The sequence below is a fragment of the Photobacterium sp. BZF1 genome, assembly GCF_014349205.1.
In the GTDB taxonomy this organism is placed as follows: Bacteria; Pseudomonadota; Gammaproteobacteria; order Enterobacterales; family Vibrionaceae; genus Photobacterium.
In genome coordinates, this window is sequence record NZ_JACSOF010000135.1 from 1 (window position 1) to 17,856 (window position 17,856).

15 protein-coding genes and 2 tRNA genes are annotated in these 17,856 nt (G+C 44.3%); 13 read left to right on the forward strand and 4 right to left on the reverse strand.

What is annotated here, in order from left to right; genetic code table 11:
* The first annotated feature begins 109 nt into the window (after positions 1-109).
* The 7 genes from BIZ37_RS23450 (at position 110) to BIZ37_RS23480 (ending at position 5,762) form a co-directional block, all read left to right on the forward strand.
* A complete protein-coding gene (locus BIZ37_RS23450) occupies positions 110-1,207 on the forward strand; it encodes an alpha/beta hydrolase (RefSeq protein WP_187463565.1) in 1,098 nt (365 codons plus the stop codon).
* Positions 1,208-1,329: 122 nt separating this feature from the next.
* Positions 1,330-2,091, forward strand: a complete 762-nt coding sequence (locus BIZ37_RS23455) for a metalloregulator ArsR/SmtB family transcription factor (RefSeq protein ID WP_187463566.1) — start codon at positions 1,330-1,332, stop codon at positions 2,089-2,091.
* A 93-nt stretch (positions 2,092-2,184) separates the two neighbouring features.
* Positions 2,185-2,679: a dual specificity protein phosphatase family protein gene (locus tag BIZ37_RS23460; RefSeq protein ID WP_107300418.1), complete on the forward strand. Its 495-nt coding sequence runs from the start codon at positions 2,185-2,187 to the stop codon at positions 2,677-2,679.
* Between the two features lie 315 nt (positions 2,680-2,994).
* Positions 2,995-3,996 (forward strand): ArsJ-associated glyceraldehyde-3-phosphate dehydrogenase, encoded by a 1,002-nt coding sequence (locus tag BIZ37_RS23465; RefSeq protein WP_187463567.1) that lies wholly within the window; start codon positions 2,995-2,997, stop codon positions 3,994-3,996.
* Between the two features lie 83 nt (positions 3,997-4,079).
* On the forward strand, positions 4,080-5,309 hold the full coding sequence (gene arsJ, locus BIZ37_RS23470; RefSeq protein ID WP_107300420.1) for an organoarsenical effux MFS transporter ArsJ: 1,230 nt from the start codon (positions 4,080-4,082) through the stop codon (positions 5,307-5,309).
* Between the two features lie 240 nt (positions 5,310-5,549).
* Positions 5,550-5,625: transfer RNA gene (locus BIZ37_RS23475), tRNA-Gly, on the forward strand.
* 50 nt (positions 5,626-5,675) lie between these two features.
* Positions 5,676-5,762: transfer RNA gene (locus tag BIZ37_RS23480), tRNA-Leu, on the forward strand.
* 272 nt (positions 5,763-6,034) lie between these two features.
* Here BIZ37_RS23480 and BIZ37_RS23485 read toward each other — a convergent pair.
* The 4 genes from BIZ37_RS23485 to BIZ37_RS23500 form a co-directional block, all read right to left on the reverse strand.
* Complete coding sequence (locus tag BIZ37_RS23485; RefSeq protein ID WP_255526878.1) at positions 6,035-7,045, reverse strand: tyrosine-type recombinase/integrase; 1,011 nt, start codon at positions 7,043-7,045, stop codon at positions 6,035-6,037.
* A complete protein-coding gene (locus tag BIZ37_RS23490; RefSeq protein WP_187463568.1) occupies positions 7,029-7,295 on the reverse strand; it encodes a DUF4224 domain-containing protein in 267 nt (88 codons plus the stop codon). The genes BIZ37_RS23485 and BIZ37_RS23490 overlap by 17 nt, the downstream gene beginning before the upstream one ends.
* 531 nt (positions 7,296-7,826) lie before the next feature.
* A complete protein-coding gene (locus tag BIZ37_RS23495) occupies positions 7,827-8,849 on the reverse strand; it encodes an integrase domain-containing protein (protein WP_187463569.1) in 1,023 nt (340 codons plus the stop codon).
* 214 nt (positions 8,850-9,063) lie between these two features.
* Positions 9,064-9,420: a hypothetical protein gene (locus BIZ37_RS23500; protein WP_187463570.1), complete on the reverse strand. Its 357-nt coding sequence runs from the start codon at positions 9,418-9,420 to the stop codon at positions 9,064-9,066.
* Between the two features lie 976 nt (positions 9,421-10,396).
* On the opposite strand from BIZ37_RS23500, the gene BIZ37_RS23505 reads away from it, so the two are divergent.
* The 6 genes from BIZ37_RS23505 to BIZ37_RS23530 form a co-directional block, all read left to right on the forward strand.
* On the forward strand, positions 10,397-11,773 hold the full coding sequence (locus tag BIZ37_RS23505; protein ID WP_255526879.1) for an undecaprenyl-phosphate glucose phosphotransferase: 1,377 nt from the start codon (positions 10,397-10,399) through the stop codon (positions 11,771-11,773).
* Positions 11,774-11,834: 61 nt separating this feature from the next.
* Positions 11,835-12,425, forward strand: a complete 591-nt coding sequence (locus BIZ37_RS23510) for a polysaccharide biosynthesis/export family protein (RefSeq protein WP_187463572.1) — start codon at positions 11,835-11,837, stop codon at positions 12,423-12,425.
* Positions 12,426-12,507: 82 nt separating this feature from the next.
* Positions 12,508-14,721 (forward strand): polysaccharide biosynthesis tyrosine autokinase, encoded by a 2,214-nt coding sequence (locus BIZ37_RS23515; RefSeq protein ID WP_255526880.1) that lies wholly within the window; start codon positions 12,508-12,510, stop codon positions 14,719-14,721.
* A gap of 497 nt (positions 14,722-15,218) precedes the next feature.
* On the forward strand, positions 15,219-16,136 hold the full coding sequence (gene cysD / locus BIZ37_RS23520; RefSeq protein WP_187463574.1) for a sulfate adenylyltransferase subunit CysD: 918 nt from the start codon (positions 15,219-15,221) through the stop codon (positions 16,134-16,136).
* A complete protein-coding gene (gene cysN / locus BIZ37_RS23525; RefSeq protein ID WP_187463575.1) occupies positions 16,136-17,554 on the forward strand; it encodes a sulfate adenylyltransferase subunit CysN in 1,419 nt (472 codons plus the stop codon). The genes cysD and cysN overlap by 1 nt, the downstream gene beginning before the upstream one ends.
* Positions 17,551-17,856: sulfotransferase family 2 domain-containing protein (locus tag BIZ37_RS23530; RefSeq protein WP_187463576.1), on the forward strand; the 306-nt coding region annotated here is incomplete at its 3' end. The genes cysN and BIZ37_RS23530, both read left to right, overlap by 4 nt.

Consider the following 17,856-nt stretch of genomic DNA (forward strand, 5'->3'; position numbering starts at 1 on the left):
ATCTAATAAAGTCAATATTGAGACCTTCTTCTAGCTGCTAAAATCGGTTGTTAATTCTAATTCATATGCTTAATATCAGATAAATAGATGGTATTTATTTGAGGTAGTAATGATTTCTAAAAACGAATGGAGCGAAAAGCTCAAAAGCCTCAAGGAAGATATTTCTAGCAAAGTGATAGAAAACTCGGAGTTTGCTAAACAACGGGTAGTTGAGTTGCTGGAGCACGGATTGCCCCCAGCTCAAGGGGATGCTTTGCTGGCAAGTTTCAATGGTCTGGTAGGAGACCACTTACTTCATAGAAACAGCCGCTTTGCCATACCTATGGTGTTCACGGATCATACCCAGCATTTAAGCGACGATGCTGAGGAGCTCGAGCGTCAGATACCTGATGCGTCGGGCCGTATCGTATTGTGTGTTCACGGCTGGTGTATGGCTGATAAAGGTTGGCTAAGAAAAGGCCACGACCACGGCAAGCAATTTATCAATGCGGGCTATACCCCGATCTACCTTTGGTACAACACCGGTAACCATATCTCCTTTAATGGCGAAGAGTTTGCTTATAGGTTAGAAAAGATCTTGCAGGCTTGGCCTTGCGAGGTCAAAGAGTTGGTGATCATCGGCCATAGCATGGGCGGTTTGGTAACGCGAAGTGCCTGTTACTATGCTGGCATCAATCAGTTACAGTGGCTGCAGGTACTTCGTACCTTTATTACCTTGGGGACACCGCACAATGGTGCGCCACTGGCGAAGCTAGCTTGTTGGATTGATGAACAAGTAGCAGATACACCTCAGCTGAAGTTTTTACAAAAACTGGGGGAGATACGCAGTAGTGGCAGTAAGGATCTCAGCCGGGGCTACATTGTCCACGAAGACTGGCAAGCGTCGACAATTCCTTTCAAGCAAGCGGAGCAGGATACAGCCACTGGTACCGCGTTAATTCAACGGCCAACCTTACCTGATACGGTGCAGTGCTATGCCATCGCATCATGCCTAGGAAAGAACCTTCAGGATGAGAGTAACCGTAAGCTGGGGGATGGGCTTGTGCCAGTTGCCAGTGCGCTTGCTGAGAGCACAAAAGGGGTGCTGGCACTGAATTACCCAGCTGAACATAAATGGGTTGTCGGTGGGGTTGATCACCTCGACTTGCTAAACCATCCTGCTGTAGCGGCGAAAGTCAGCGAGTGGGTACTTGGCAATACCTTATAGTGGTAATAGTTCCACTGTCTAAACCTTAGTCAAGTTCAAGCTAGACTCGTTACTCGGGGATTTACATATAATGGAAAGCATATATAATGCTTTCCATATATAAATCAGTTGCCGCGAGTCACATGAAACGTATCTTATTTTTATGTACCGGAAACTCAGCCCGCTCTCAGTTAGCAGAAGCCGCTATGCGGCATATGGCGGGTGAGCATTACCAAGTTGTTAGTGCAGGGATGGCACCAGAGGAAGTCGATCCTCGTGTTTACCGTGTATTGGCCGAGCGTGGCATCAATAGCGATAACTTGCAAAGTTGTTCGGCTGCAGAACTCGAAGGTCAGCACTTCGATACTGTGATCACCCTGTGTGACAAAGCCAGTAATGAATGTGCTTTGTTCCCCGATTCAGACGCACTCCTTCACTGGGATTTTAAAGACCCCAAGCCACAGAGCGGTGACCAACCTTTTCGTGATACCTTAAATGGCTTAGAAGGCCGTATGGCATTGTTTTTAATGCTTAACGGTGAAGAACACGATTCGGTGATTGGCCCGGTTGAATTATTTAAAGTACTCAGCGATCCGTTGCGCCTTCGTATCTTGATGTTGATTGAAGATGAGCAAGCGCTGACGGTTGGCGATCTTGTCGATGTGCTTGGCGTGAGCCAGCCGAAAGTATCACGCCATCTTGCCTTGTTGCGTGACGGCGGTGTGCTGGAGACCCAGCGTGAAGGGCAGTGGATATTCTATCATTTGGCTAAGCAACTGCCGGTTTGGATCCGCCATATCCTTGCTACAGTGAGAAATGGCAATCCGGGCATGATCAACGACGAGAAGATCAAACTCAGTCATCGGGAAGAGCGTAAAAAGCCAGGCTTTAGCAAAGTTAGCTAGTATTTTGATTTAAGACGAATAAGAGCGCTTGGTGCTTTTGCTGGGCGGTTGAGAAATTAATTAGAAGTAAGTTACTTATTTATAGGTGCAAATATGTCAAACACACACCCATTCTGGACTCTGCCTTTAGAAGATAGCGGCAAGCTGCTACTGACTCCTTGTCCTGGTACCAAAGAAGTTTCTTTGCATGACTCTCTTGTGCAATTAAAAGAAGCTGGCGCAACCGCTGTGCTGACAGCGCTTGAACCTGAAGATCTACCAGAAGGTGGTTTGGAAGCACTGGCGGAAGAGTGCCGTGGCTTAGGTATGCGTTGGTTCCACCTACCTATCGAAGATGACTGTGCACCGGGTGCTCAGTTTGATGCTAACTTCCCTGAAGCCAACAAAGCCGCTCAGGCTATGTTGGATAACGGCGATGCGATTGCAGTTCACTGCATGGGTGGCTCTGGCCGTACCGGCTTGATCGCAGCACGCATTATGCTTTCTCGTGGTGCAGAACTGAACTCAACTATCGAGAAGATCCAAGCGCTTCGCCCAGGTGCCTTCCAACGTCAGCCGCACATCGACTATATCCAGCAGTACAAGTAAGTCACTGCCGTCAGGCTTTCCTTACTCATTGAATGCCCTGCCTTTGCAGGGCATTTTTGTATCTGGTACTTATCTCCTACACTCCGCCATTCTCTCGTTATCCCCTTGCAAGAGCCTGACTATAATTTGCTTTGTGATCCTTTATGTTGCGGTGGGGGACAAAGAAGCCTCTATAACTAACGTCACCTTGGCAATGGCCGTGGTAATTAATTGAAAAAAGATCTGGAAAAGCGATTCGGATCTGGCTAGTATATGCGACATACCATATATATGCTAAATCATATGTTCAAGTTAACGGTTTAAGGAAAGTGGATTATGGCTATCAAAGTAGGCATCAACGGTTTTGGTCGTATTGGTCGTTTGGCAATGCGTGCTGCGTTTGATTGGGAAGAAGTGGAATTTGTTCAAATCAATGATGTAGCGGGTGAGGCGAAAACATTAGCTCATTTGATGGAGTTCGATTCAGTACAAGGCCGCTGGCACCATGCTGTGACTTCTGATGGCCAATCGATGCAGATTGGTGATTCTGTAATCCGTTGTACGCAAGAGCGCGATATCGATGCGGTAGATTGGTCTGGCTGTGATGTCGTGCTGGAAGCAACTGGTGTTCATCGTAAGATGGAATACCTCAACAAGTACCTAGCTCAAGGCGTTAAGCGTGTTGTTGTTTCTGCACCGGTTAAAGATGACAGCGTACTGAACGTCGTAGTTGGCGTGAATGATCACCTGTTTGATGCTGACAAGCACCAGATTGTTACTGCTGCTTCTTGTACTACTAACTGTATTGCGCCTGTTGTTAAGGTTATCCACGAGAAATTTGGTATCGAGCAGTCGTCATTCACGACGATTCACGATCTAACAAACACCCAAACTATCCTAGATGCGCCGCACAAAGATCTTCGTCGTGCCCGTGCATGTGGCATGAGCCTTATTCCAACTACTACAGGCTCTGCAAAAGCGATCGTTGATATTTTCCCAGAGCTTGAAGGCAAGATTAACGGCCACGCGGTTCGCGTACCTCTAGCCAATGCTTCACTAACAGATATTATCTTTGACCTAAGCCGCGATGTGACTGCTGAAGAAGTTAATGCTGCACTGAAAGAAGCGTCTGAAAACGAGCTTGCAGGTATCCTGGGTTACGAAGACCGCCCACTGGTATCTATCGACTATAAAGGCGACCAGCGTTCAACTATCGTAGATGCACTGTCTACCATGGTGGTGAACGAGCGCATGGTAAAAGTGTACGCTTGGTACGATAACGAGATGGGTTACGCAACACGTACTTCTGAGCTAATCCGCAAGGTTGGCCTAGCATAAGCAACACAGTAACAATGGCCAGCCCTACACATTAGGGCTGGCTTTAGCAATAAACAGCAACAAACAGTAGAGTGAGTTATTGCATGATTTCGGCTATTGCCAACCTCTCCAAAGATGTTCGTCAGTATATGCTGGTGACCTTCAATTACTGGAACTTCACCATTACCGACGGCGCGTTGCGTATGTTGGTCGTCTTACATTTCCACCAGTTGGGTTACTCCTCGCTGCAGATTGCCTCGCTCTTCTTGTTCTATGAATTTTTTGGCGTAGTCACCAACTTGATTGGTGGCTGGCTGGGGGCCAAGCTTGGCCTGAATCGCACCATGAATATTGGTTTGGCGATGCAGGTTGGTGCGCTGGTTATGCTGGCGGTGCCATCTGCTTATCTGACCGTGCCTTGGGTAATGTTGGCGCAGGCTGTTTCGGGGATCGCCAAAGACCTCAATAAGATGAGTGCCAAGAGTGCCATCAAAACCTTGGTACCTGATGAGAAGCAGGGCGCATTGTACAAGTGGATTGCTATCCTGACTGGCTCGAAGAACGCCCTTAAAGGTGCAGGTTTCTTTATCGGTGGTTTGCTACTGGCCGTTGTGGGCTTCAAAGGCGCAGTTTTAGCAATGGCTGCAGTATTGGCGTTGGTACTTATCTTGAGCCTAGTGTCACTAGAAAAAGACATGGGTAAGGCCAAGAACAAAATCAAGTTCAAGCAGATCTTCTCGAAAAGCGAGAGCATCAATATTCTCTCAGCAGCCCGTATGTTCCTGTTTGGCGCAAGGGATGTCTGGTTTGTGGTCGCGTTGCCGATTTACCTGAGCCAGGTGTTTGACTGGGACCACACCATGGTAGGTGGTTTCCTAGCCCTTTGGGTGATTGCCTACGGCTTTGTTCAGGGTATCGCTCCTAAAATTACCGGCAAAGCGAAAGGTACAGTGCCAGATGGTCGTGCTGCAATGGGGTGGGCCGGTTTGCTAAGTATCATCACCATGGGCGTTGCCCTGGGTGTTCAGTTCAACTGGCAGCCTGAGTTTACCATTGTGGTTGGCTTGTTGATCTTCGGCGCGGTGTTTGCGGTTAATTCATCATTGCACTCATACCTGATTGTTAGCTATGCCAAAGACGACGGTGTTTCTCTGGATGTCGGCTTCTACTACATGGCTAACGCAATGGGCCGCTTGATTGGTACTGTGCTGTCTGGTTTGGTTTATCAGTATGCTGGCTTGGCTGCATGTTTGTGGGTTTCAGTGGTTTTCTTGGTACTAACCACGATTATCTCAATCCGTCTGCCGGCACACCCTGAGAAAGCGAAAGCCTGATCACGTGATGTCATCGCTGAATCATTAAATCGATCATATTTGTAGCCCAGCCATCGAGCTGGGCTTTTGTATGAGAAGACTAAAAGAATTGCAAATTTATTGGTTGAAAAATGTGAGATATTTCTTCGTCTTGATCGAGTTTTGTTCATTCAAATCAAAACATTAAAAAAACGCGTTGACTCATTTCTGTAATCGGTTAAAGTACATCTCGTCTTCAGGGCAAAGCCCACAAGAAGTAATGCGACACTAGCTCAGTTGGTAGAGCGCAACCTTGCCAAGGTTGAGGTCACGAGTTCGAACCTCGTGTGTCGCTCCAGATAATAAGATGGTGTTTACTGTACTAAACGGCATCGCAAAGAATTGCGTGCCCTGGTGGTGGAATTGGTAGACACAAGGGATTTAAAATCCCTCGGCGTTCGCGCTGTGCCGGTTCAAGTCCGGCCCGGGGCACCATCAAATCAAAGGCTTACAAGCTTAGCTTGTAAGCCTTTTTTCTTTTCCGAATATTTCCGAATAAGCTTCCGAATAAAATCTTCAGTTGTACTTTTCTTTCGCTACGTAAAAATTAATCCGAGCTAAGTACATTTCCTCCTAATCTTGCTTCAGTTGACCAATAACCAGATTAGAAAAACTAACTTCAATTGGTTTCATCAAATGCCAATTGAATCACACAAAAAAGGTCTGATGGTATAACCAGCAGACCTTTATGTTTGAGAGTGAGGGCTTTACTTGTCTTCAGATTTACCTATTGTTTTTGTGGGCTGTGCATTTCTGATGTAAGCCGCTGTCTGGCGTGGTGTCTTGTGGCCGGAGAATGACTGCTTATCATATAGTGTGCCAACAAAATCAGAAATGCCTTTTGCCTTCAAATCATGGAAGGTAAAATCTAATGGTATGCCTTTCCGTTTACTGGCTCTTGACAAGGCTCTTCTCCAACGACGATAAAGACTATCTCGCGTATGTGGCCTGCCATCAGGTCGATGAATCACATATTTTGATTCTACGTCAAAAGCATTTCTGCATTCATCTACGGCTTCTCTTAGTTCGACAGTCCACAACTTTATCTGCTTAATACCTGTCTTTCCTTGTTGGATAAAGATCCCTTTAGGAGTGAGTTGTGCGTTTGTGAGCGAGATGATATCAGAAACCCTAGCAGCACAACGATAAGCAATCTCCATCGCAGCCTTGACCGCAGGGCATGCTTCATTGTAGACAGCATAATACTCATGATCGTAGATGTATCTATCCCTTGGCTTCTCTTTTAAGTTAGGAACTAATTTGCATGGGTTTACTCTAGTAGGGATAAACTTATGATCAATCCCCCAACTAAATGCACTGGATAAAAATGCTTTCTCCCGGTTTGCACGAGTATGAGAGCTTATCCCTCTCTTATGTAGATATTCCGCTACGTAATCGTCAGTAATATGATGTGGTTTTAGCTGACCGAACACTAACAAGATGTTATTGCTACAACGGCGATAATCTTCCTTAGTTTCTTCTGCTAACTTAGTAAACTTTTCACTCTTAAAGTACTCATCAATTAGTGACGCAAGGTTATTCTCTGGGTTAAGATCCTGTAAAACTTTGTTGTAAGCTTCTTTGACGGTATCTTTGGATGCATCCAAGCCACAAAGCTTGATAGCCCCCCCTTCGGGTGGTCGGAACTCATATCCAGATTTACCGCGATAGACACGCTTCGGCATCCAGCTGTCTTTTTTGTTACGTGTTCTTCCCATTTATTGCTCCAAAATTTGGTTGAATGGCGGAATTAGTAGCAACATCACCAACCTTTTTGGGGTTGTTCACATGGTGCCAATTAGTCCAGACTCTGTTCGTAGCCTTCTTGAAAATGCAGTAGATTCCGGCTTTATCTAAAGTCTCACGCTGTTTTCGTGGACTCTTGTAACCAGTTACCTCCTCAAGTTCCTCAGCAGTTAAAGCTCGATTAGCATCAAAGGTTTTTGGGCTGGTTTCCTGATTATTCATAACAAGCTTTCTTACTCCTTAACTACCTTCAGATTGAGCTAGATGCCTGCTAAGTTGAAGGCCTCTGCACCGGGGAAAATTTGATTGCCAGTCCTTTGTTGAGTCAGGTACTAAAAGCAACTCCCCTATGTAATTCAATGACGGGGGTTAAAATGGTTTCGTTAAATAAAAAATGGAAAAAATTGAATTAACTTATTTTTATTTTTTATTTCAATGCTTTAAATTTATGATTAGAAGAGGTGTTTTGGTCTGGGAGGGAGGCTAGGGCGTTGTAATAAGGTTTGCCACACTTTAACAAGTGCATAGTAATGATCACGAAGGGTTGAAGGACTTAGGTGGTTATGGCGCTGCCAGTAGCGATGGACGTGTGCTCGTCCAAGGTGACGAATGTCGGTAATGCTTTCGTGCTGTGCAATGTCGAGCATGATAGCAATCATTCTTCCCCTTACACGTTTTCGGGCTGAATGATTGCCGGTTTTCATGATTCCGCCGCTAAGTTGACGAATTTGGTGCTCAATATGCTGCAAACTGCTATCCAATGTAAGAGTTAGTGATGGATATTCGTTTGTGTCCCAGTTCAAGGCTAACAATTTTCCTTGCTTGGCGATCGATGGCTTTGGCATCTTTGAGGGAGAGGTTTAGCTTCTCTGCAAGGTATTGATGGTGCGCTTTGCCATGGGGTATTTTTGCAACAACAGGACATAGAACCCCCGATATATTCGTTAATTTAAAAATAGTTTCAGTGTAGAGTGTCTGTGCAAAGTAACGGCGTTCACTATGCGGCAGGTAGCCATCAAGTGCTGAGAACTGTCGGTAACAGTAGGTAGAGTACTCGTAATAGCTTTTATCTGCGGGGATCAATGAGTGATGATCACCTTGAAAGGATGCAGCCTCTTCAAGGACTTTAATCTGCTCGGCGTTCCTGATGGATACTTTTCTTGGTGTATGATTCTTTTCGCAGTCAATTAGTACATATCCATGCTCTTTAGCTGACGCTAGTGCTTGCTTAGCATTGATTTTACATGACCCCTCAAATCGTAGCCCCAAGTAACGCTTTAGGCCCATTTGGGCAGCAAGACGAGGCTCAACCAGTTCTTTAGCTTTCATATGTTGATCATGCGTAATAGTTTTATTTTCGCGTAAGATGTCATCACGATCAGGGTATCCAGCGTCCCTAGCTGTAAAATGAACTAGTTTGTCACCACGAGCATGGGACAAAACAGAATTTACTGATGACAAGTAATTGGCTGCAGTGGTGTAAGAGTTCAATTTGTCATCTGGGTTCTCAATCCTTTCAACGAGATGATCCGCATATTCTATAACATGGCTTAGACAGATTTTCCTCATATCTCGAATGGAGTAGGTGTTCTCAAGCCAATCGGCAAAAATGCTAAACCGACTCGCATGGAAGGCGCTAGTTGAGAAGCCTATGATTTGCTGGGCGCGTTTTTCCTCAAGTAACTTAATGGCAGCCATTTTGATATCACGGCTACCTAGACCATAGTTTCGTGCGTTGGGGTTTTGACGCTCCTCACGACACCTTGGAATTTTCATAACGACCTCCGGAACTGATTAACAATGATTCGAGTGAATTGTTAGTCACCAGATTACGGTTACTCACTAAAGGTCGAAGAGGTTGATGCCGGGTAAAATATGAATATCTGTAGCTGTGATTATAGATGCCAATGTTGCTTTCATGACTAAAGGCGCTAAGTATGTCCATAGGGGTTTATGAGTTCGCCATATGAATATAACGAACTCTTTAAGATCAGCTATTTGCAAAAATTGCGATTTGGGCGTGCAGGTCGGAAAGAGTATAGTGAGGATCTCTCATTGAATCTTGATACCATTTAGTTACAAGCTCAACGACTTCCTGCTTTTGTTCTGGCTTCATGATTTCAAGTAATAGGTTAGAAAGTTCATCACCTCTTAACCTCAACAAAGCATTTTGAGCGATTAACGCGTCGCGAGAAAATTCAGGACAGTCATGTGAAGCAGCTGTGATTACTGCCTCTGCATTCCCGTTCTTGGAGCTGTAAATAATCTTGCCGTCATACATGTATTCATTGAAACCACTTATGTGTTTCACTATTTGAATATCTTTGCCATTTTTGAGTCTTATCATACAAAACTTCCAGCATTTAATGTGATTTAAGGCTATGAAAGTCAAAGCAAGGCTAGTTTTAAAGTACTTACCGTTACACCTAGTTAGATAAAGTAATTGAATCAGTGACATGGTAGGTAAGCCCATCTTTTTCCAATATATGGTAATTACCATTTTCAACCCAGTACTCAATTCTATCTTGAGTTGTGGTAATAATTTTTATGAGATTTCCATTCTTTCTAACTTTCCAATTCTGAACTTTATTGCTCGACTTCATAATTGACTATCTTTTGAATCTACACATCAAATGGGATCACAAACAGCTCATTCATAAACTGTCTGTTAATAATAATATTTTTAAAAGTTAGGTCGAAAACCAATAGTAAACAGCCAAGAACCATATAAGGCTTATTGATACAGCAAGTGTATCTCCGGTTCTGGTATGTTTACATAAGAACCAAAACAACAGCTTATCTGCCATGTTATTTCCTATTTTTCCGTACTCTTTGTAGAACGATGCCCTACCAACAAAACCTCTAAGCATCATGATAGAGTGAAGATATGGTACGTCATTCTGTTGGTGTATTTTGTGAGCACCGCCCCAAAATGTCAAGTATAGGTAACGGGTACGGATAAGTTATTGTCCGTCAAGCAGTGACAGATTATGACCTTGATGGCAGTAATTAGTAATCGTAGAAGTAGCTAAGCTATATGTTGGTTTTCCTTTTTTAGATTCTAACCAACCTATCCATCCGTAAAGCGTACGTAGTACATTAAATCGCTTTACAACGTACCAAATACGGTTTAAGATCGCCGTCAATGTGTACAGCAGGGAGCCGAAGAGCTGGCACTGTGATTATCAGGCTCAATACGGCAATGGGATAACAAAGGTTAGCGTCTGATTTGATGAGAAAAATTAGGCGTTCAAGCGAGTAGTGACAACTCAATGATCTTAAAAGAACATCAAATACAAAATGCTGAATATGAAAACAGCATTATGAAAAAGATGCTGGATGTGTTTGTAATCGTCGCCACTTTACTGGGGGCTAGTCACCTCTATTTGGGAAGTATCGAGAAAAACTATTACATCTTGGCGGCGATTGCGTCTGTGCTTTTTCTCTTTATTGCTGAAGCAGGGGACTTATACAGAAATCAGGACTTTACGACGACGTTATACAAAGTGAAGCGACTTTCTATTTGTTGGGCATTAACAGTGTTGATTATGTTGATGCTCGCGTTCTTTGCCAAGCAATCTGAAGTCCATTCTCGTGTTGTCGTAGGCGTGTGGTGTATTAGCGTGCCTTACTTTATGAGTATGACACGGGTCATTATCCGTTTCTTGAAGACGTATGTGCTAGCAAGAGAGAAGTATAAACACCGGGCCATTGTTATTGGTGCTACCTTGCCTGGCTACGATATTGCAAAAGCGATTTGTCAGAATGAAGCATTACTTACTTTTGAAGGTATTTATGATGACATTGAAAAAAGCGACTTTATCGAAGAGAGTCGAAAGAAAGAAGCAAATGCAAATTTGGCTTTCACACTACAGGGTAATATTGAACAAGCACTGGTTCTAGCCAAATCGCGAGAAGTTAGGCATGTCTTTATCGCCCTCAAACCTTTGGGTACAGAGCGAGTGAAGCAGCTTATCCAGCGCTTTTCTGATACCACCGCCCAAGTTTATGTTGTGCCCGATCTCCAGACTTATGAGTTGGTTCAATCCCGCTGGCGCAACATTAACGGTATTCCGGCAATCAGTGTTCATGACACACCTTTTAGCGGTGTAACTAGCTTGGTGAAACGTATTGAAGACGTCCTCATGGCGTCGATGATCATTACCTTGATTTCACCAGTGCTGTTGTTTGTTGCTGCTGGCGTGAAGATGAGCTCTCCGGGGCCTATCATCTTCAAACAATACCGCTACGGCATAGACGGCAAGAAAATCAAGGTGTGGAAGTTCCGCTCGATGAGCGCCCAAGACAACGGGAACGTGGTTAAGCAGGCTACCAAGAATGATCCGCGAGTCACCAAATTTGGCGCGTTTATCCGTAGAACCTCACTCGATGAACTGCCGCAGTTTTTCAATGTACTACAGGGTCGTATGTCCATAGTTGGGCCACGTCCACATGCTGTTGCCCACAATGAGGAATATCGCAGCATCGTCGACCGCTACATGCTTAGGCATAAGGTGAAACCGGGAATTACCGGCCTTGCCCAAGTCAACGGCTATCGGGGAGAAACAGACACCCTGGACAAAATGGAAAAGCGCGTCGAGTACGATTTGAAATACATCAGAACCTGGTCATTGTGGCTGGATCTCAAAATTATCTTTATGACCGTATTTAAAGGGTTTGTAGGCAAGACAGCTTACTGATTCGTCAATTGCTGGTGGACGTGCGTTCACTACTCACTGTTAACACGTAAAGACAGAAATCATGTTTAAAAAACTCATAATCAAATGGCTTTGTTTATTGGCTGGCTTCCTGACAACCCATAGTGCTTTGGCGAAATCAGTGCCGGATCATTTTTATACCCTCTCTGCTGGCGACACCATAAGTATTACCGTCTATGGCGAAGAAAACCTGACGATTGAAGAGCTGAAAATCGACAACCGTGAAACACTCGATTATCCCTATTTGGGCAATATCAAACTGGGCAACAAAACCCTTGAGACCTTGCAGCGTGAAATCACTGCAGGGTTAAAAGGCCGTTATTTGGTGAACCCAAAAGTGAACGTTGCCATTGTTAAATATCGCAACGTGTATGTGAACGGTATGGTGAAAAATCCCGGCGGTTATGAATACGAACCTGATTTGACGGTACAAGAAGCTATTTCACTTGCAGGTGGCATCCTGACCAAATACCGCAGAAGTGCCAAGACCTACCTGATCTCTGAAGGGGAGTACGAAGGCTATACCAGTGATGAACTGGTAGAAGCTTTCGAGAATGACACCAAGAAAGAAGCGCCGTTGTATCAGAAGATCAAGCCAGGCGACACCTTATACATCATTGCGTCATTCTGGTAATGCCAGCAACGACCCCAGCACCGCGTAAAGCTGAAAACAATTTGAGTACATTTATATGCAACTCCTATCCTCAGAAAACAAGATGAAAACAGAAGAAGTTATCGATATTGGTAAGTACTTCTCTCTGATCAAGCAAAGCTGGCTCAAGCTGGCGATGTTTACAATCGCAATCACAGCAATTACCACATTGGTGGTGTTCTCCATTACACCTAAGTATGTGGCGACCGCAACGCTGTTGATTGAGTCAAAACAGAAGAAAGCCGTTTCGATTGAAGAAGTGGTGGGTATCGATTCCAACCAGAAAGAATACTACCTCACCCAGTTTGAGATTTTGAAATCGAACCAAATTGCCGAGCGAGTGATCAAAGAGCTTAACCTTGCACAATATGTCGAGTTCAATGCGTCACTAAACACAGAGCCATCGCTGAAAGAGCAATTGGTTGAGGCCTTAAAATCGTTGCCAATCTTGTCTGTCTACTCGCAAGAGAAGCAGCCAACCGAAGCAGAAGTGCAAGAGTCTATCCGCCAAGCAGTATTGGGAGAGTTTCAGCATCGCCTGACTATTTCACCAATCCGTAAAACCCAATTGGTGAAGATCAGCTTTGAGTCAGACGATCCACAGCTTGCCGCTAAAGTTGCCAATGCCGTGGGTAATGCGTACATCCGTGAAAACCTCGAAGCCCGCCTTGGTGCGACTAATCAGGCTTCAGTATGGATCACCAGCCGTCTTGAAGAATTGCAACAGCAACTTCGCGGCTCTGAAAAAGCGCTAACAGATTTCCTCGCTAAAGAAAAGCTGGTTGACGACAGTGGTATTGATGCCCAGGCTCGCGCTGTGATTAATAACCTGACAGAGCGTTTGACGGAACTGACCGACCACCGCATTGAAGTTGAATCGTCTTATGCGACGTTGAAAAATGCCCAGCGCCTAGATAGCAAATCCTTTATTTCTATCCCGCTTGTGTCAAAGCACCCGCAGGTACTGGCCTTGAAAGAACTGCTGGTTGAATCTGAAAAAGAGATCAGTGAACTGGCAAAGCGTTATGGCCCACAGCACGAGAAAATGCTGACAGCCCAAGCCAAGCTGCGTTCTATCGATACTCAGCTTAAAGGCGTGATCCGAGAATTAGTCAACGGTATTGACCAAGAGCGTGAAACGGTACGAAACCAAGAGCGTTTGGTTGCCAGCGAGCTGAAAGCGAAGAAAGACGAGTACCAACAAATCACAGTGAAGAAGCGCCAATATGAAGCGCTGAAGCGAGAGGTGGAAACTAACCAAGATCTGTTCAATCTGTTCCTGACCCGTCAGAAAGAAACCTCGGCAACCAGCGACTTTGAAGCAGAAAGTGCACGTTTTGCCGACTATGCGTTGATCCCGCAACAGCCAGCGGCACCTAAGAAAGGGCTGATTATTGCGCTTTTGTTTGTTGCCAGCCTAGGCTTCGGCGTTGTGATGGTGTTCTTGCTAGATGCACTGCGCAATACCGTGGAATCAGTGAAAAACTTTGAAGAGCGTTTCGGTTTGATCCCTCTGGGTGGTATCCCAATGGTTAAGCTGAAGAAGTACAAAAAGAAAAGTATTGATAACACCTTGTTCTTTAATAATGAAGAGCGTTCTTTCAGTGAGTCTGTCCGCTCTATCCGTACCGCGCTGACGCTTTCAAACATGCAAAGTGACGGCAAGCGCTTGGCTGTGACCTCATCACTACCTAGTGAGGGTAAAACAACCACTGCCATTAACTTGGGTATGGCCTATTCACAGGTAGAGAGGACGCTACTGATTGATGCCGATTTGCGTAAACCCGCAGTGGCTGAGCGTTTTGGTTTGAAGAAGTATCACCAGGGTTTAACTAACCATCTGCTAATGGGCGCAAGCATCGATGAGTGTTTGTTTACCGATGATAAATCCGGGTTAACTATCTTACCTGCGGGTATGCTGACACCAAACCCACAGGAGCTATTAAGCTCTGAGATGTTTGCCAATATGCTTAATGAACTAGAGAAGCGCTTTGACCGTATCATCATAGACACGCCGCCTACACTGCCGGTAGCAGATAGCATGATCATCAGCCGCTTAGTGGGCTCGGTAACCATAGTGGTGAAAGCCAACAGTACCCGCATCTCTAGCGTGAAGAACACCCTAGGCCGCTTCATTAACCACAGCATCAAGATTGATGGCATCATCGTTAACCAGGTTACAGACAAAGCCCTCAAGAATGAATACGGCTATGGTGGTTATAAGTATTACGGCAGTTATGGTGATAACCACTTGGCTACGCAACAAGAGAGTGCTTAATCAGGTGTAGCGATAAACACAAAAATTAAAAACCAAAGGCCAACTCAGCAATGAGTTGGCCTTTGTTGTATATGAATCATTACTTTAAAGCGAACGGGGTAAATCAAACAATTTGTTAACACTATGGAGGGTAAGCAATAAATGGGCGCTAAATAGAAAAAAGATGATGAACCCTCTTTACTGCGTACTAAATACGCTTTAAAATCACAGGCACTAAAATTTGACTCATTAAATGATGAATTATTGTCATTTACTGAGTGACCAAGTAGCTAGCCAGCTGCACTTGACCATTTTGATAGCAAATTAGGGGCTGAAACCTAAGGGCGGTAGCATGCCTAAATGAAGTTTCACCAAGATAGATAGTCAAGCGTGAGCAGGCTTTCTTTTTGAATTAAATGCGTACTTAGTACGATGTTGTTTAAACAACGTCATCGTTACCAACAGTATTTAGTTCATGGCCTCCCTCAATTAAGCGTCTACCTGGAAGTCATAACATCATGTTGAACTTAGAACAAACAAGACGGACCCACTTAAAGCAATTAGAAGCAGAGTCTATTCACATCATCCGCGAAGTGGCTGCTGAGTTTGATAACCCAGTCATGCTTTACTCAATTGGTAAAGACTCAGCGGTTATGTTGCACCTTGCACGTAAAGCCTTTGCGCCAGGTAAGCCGCCGTTCCCATTAATGCATGTCGACACCAACTGGAAATTCAAAGAGATGATCCAGTTCCGTGATCAGATGGCAGAAAAGATTGGTATGGAGCTAATTGTTCATCAAAACCCTGAAGGCATTGAAATGGGTATCAACCCATTTGTGCACGGCAGCTCAAAGCACACCGACATCATGAAGACTCAGGGGTTAAAACAAGCGCTAGACAAATACGGTTTTGATGCAGCCTTTGGTGGCGCACGCCGCGATGAAGAAAAGTCTCGCGCAAAAGAGCGTGTGTATTCATTCCGTGATAAACACCATCGCTGGGATCCTAAAAACCAGCGTCCAGAGTTATGGAACGTATATAACGGCAAAGTGGATAAAGGCGAATCTATCCGTGTATTCCCGCTATCTAACTGGACTGAGCTGGATATCTGGCAATACATCTACCTAGAGAACATCGATATCGTTCCTCTCTACAAAGCAGAAAAACGTCCAGTTGTAGAGCGTGATGGCATGTTGATCATGGTTGATGATGAACGTATGCCTATTGAAGAAGGCGAGGAGATCCAACAGAAGATGGTTCGTTTCCGTACCTTGGGCTGTTACCCACTCACTGGGGCTGTTGAGTCTGAAGCGACAACGCTGCCAGAAATCATCCAAGAAATGCTACTAACCACCACATCAGAGCGCCAAGGCCGAGCCATTGACCATGACTCATCAGGTTCGATGGAAAAGAAAAAACGTGAGGGATACTTCTAATGAGCCATGCATCATCACTTATTGCTTCTGATATCGAGGCATATCTAAAACAACACGAAAAAAAAGATCTGTTGCGCTTTATCACCTGTGGCTCAGTGGATGACGGTAAATCAACGCTTATTGGCCGACTGTTGTTTGATTCAAAACTGATCTACGAAGATCAAATGGCCGCGATTGAAAAAGACTCACAGAAATTCAATACAACAGATAAAGAATTTGACCTAGCACTGTTGGTTGATGGCCTGCAATCCGAAAGAGAGCAGGGTATCACTATTGATGTGGCTTATCGTTACTTCTCAACAGACAAGCGAAAGTTCATCATTGCCGATACACCAGGGCATGAACAATACACTCGAAACATGGCAACAGGCGCATCTACATCTGACTTAGCCATTGTCATGGTTGATGCCCGTCATGGTATCCAAACTCAAACGCGTCGACATAGCTACATTTGTTCGCTATTAGGCATTAAGCACATCATCGTTGCTGTTAACAAAATGGATTTGATGGATTACAGCCAAGAAGTATTCCAAAAGATCAAAGCAGATTACCGCGAAATGGCAAAAGAGCTAGATATTTCAGATCTACGCTTTGTGCCTATCTCTGCGCTTAATGGCGACAACGTAGTAACGCCAAGTGAGCACATGGAATGGTACCCAGGTGCAACACTAATGAAGCTTCTTGAAACGGTGAAAGTCGAACAAGACAAAAACCTAGAAGATTTCCGTATGCCTGTGCAATACGTAAACCGTCCTAACCTAGATTTCCGAGGTTTTTGCGGAACAATCGCGTCAGGTGTCGCTCGCCCTGGTGATGAAATTACTGCGATGCCTTCAGGAAAGAAAAGCACAGTGAAAAGCATTGTGACCTTTGAGGGTGACATTGAACAAGCCATTGCAGGTGATGCTGTAACAATAACTTTAAATGATGAGATCGACGTTAGCCGTGGCGATGTGTTGGTTCACAGCAACAACCTACCGAAAGTAATCGATGCAGTGCAAGCCAATATAGTTTGGATGGGTGAAGCACCACTACAAACGAATAAAGAATATCTGTTTAACTTTGCCTCAAAATCCGTAAATGGGCGAGTAACAGAAATTGAACATGAAGTAGATGTTAATACACTGAAGATTAAAGCTGATAAAGAAATTAATACGTTAGATCTTAACTCAATTGGCTGTGTTGATATCAATTTAAACGAAGCTATTTCAGTTGACCTATATAAACAAATCAAACAAACCGGTGCGTTTGTGGTGATAGACCGAATGACAAATGTGACGGTTGGTGCGGGCATGATTTCTAGTCTTAAAGCTGACTGCTTAAAGAAAACAGCGGAAAGAGAATATACGGAAGCTGAGATTGCACTGAATGTTTATGTTAGAGCGCATTTCCCAGAGTGGGAGTGTAAAAGCATATGAATCTAGATAATTTAGCGAAAAAATTAAAAGGTGTAGTAAAAAATTTATTGTCTATAAACAGACGTATTCCTGCTCCTGCGATAAATAAAGGGATTCTTTTTATACATATACCTAAAGCTGCAGGAAGTTCTATTTCATTGGAGCTTTACGGAGTTCAAATATCTCATTGCAAAATAGAAGAATATATTTCTTGTGATAGGAACAGACTTTCGTCAATTAAAAAGTTTTCTATTGTTAGGAACCCAATAGATAGGTTCATATCAGCATATGATTTCTTATGTAATGGTGGAATGATTGAGGAT

Coding starts and splice junctions, on each gene's coding strand:
- BIZ37_RS23490 (WP_187463568.1), bottom strand. CDS start 7,295: ATGAATAATCAGGAAACCAGCCCAAAAACCTTTGATGCTAATCGAGCT.
- BIZ37_RS23465 (WP_187463567.1), top strand. CDS start 2,995: ATGGCTATCAAAGTAGGCATCAACGGTTTTGGTCGTATTGGTCGTTTG.
- BIZ37_RS23515 (WP_255526880.1), top strand. CDS start 12,508: ATGAAAACAGAAGAAGTTATCGATATTGGTAAGTACTTCTCTCTGATC.
- BIZ37_RS23485 (WP_255526878.1), bottom strand. CDS start 7,045: ATGGGAAGAACACGTAACAAAAAAGACAGCTGGATGCCGAAGCGTGTC.
- BIZ37_RS23505 (WP_255526879.1), top strand. CDS start 10,397: ATGAAAAAGATGCTGGATGTGTTTGTAATCGTCGCCACTTTACTGGGG.
- cysN (WP_187463575.1), top strand. CDS start 16,136: ATGAGCCATGCATCATCACTTATTGCTTCTGATATCGAGGCATATCTA.
- BIZ37_RS23460 (WP_107300418.1), top strand. CDS start 2,185: ATGTCAAACACACACCCATTCTGGACTCTGCCTTTAGAAGATAGCGGC.
- BIZ37_RS23500 (WP_187463570.1), bottom strand. CDS start 9,420: ATGATAAGACTCAAAAATGGCAAAGATATTCAAATAGTGAAACACATA.
- BIZ37_RS23495 (WP_187463569.1), bottom strand. CDS start 8,849: ATGAAAATTCCAAGGTGTCGTGAGGAGCGTCAAAACCCCAACGCACGA.
- BIZ37_RS23455 (WP_187463566.1), top strand. CDS start 1,330: ATGAAACGTATCTTATTTTTATGTACCGGAAACTCAGCCCGCTCTCAG.
- BIZ37_RS23450 (WP_187463565.1), top strand. CDS start 110: ATGATTTCTAAAAACGAATGGAGCGAAAAGCTCAAAAGCCTCAAGGAA.
- cysD (WP_187463574.1), top strand. CDS start 15,219: ATGTTGAACTTAGAACAAACAAGACGGACCCACTTAAAGCAATTAGAA.
- BIZ37_RS23510 (WP_187463572.1), top strand. CDS start 11,835: ATGTTTAAAAAACTCATAATCAAATGGCTTTGTTTATTGGCTGGCTTC.
- arsJ (WP_107300420.1), top strand. CDS start 4,080: ATGATTTCGGCTATTGCCAACCTCTCCAAAGATGTTCGTCAGTATATG.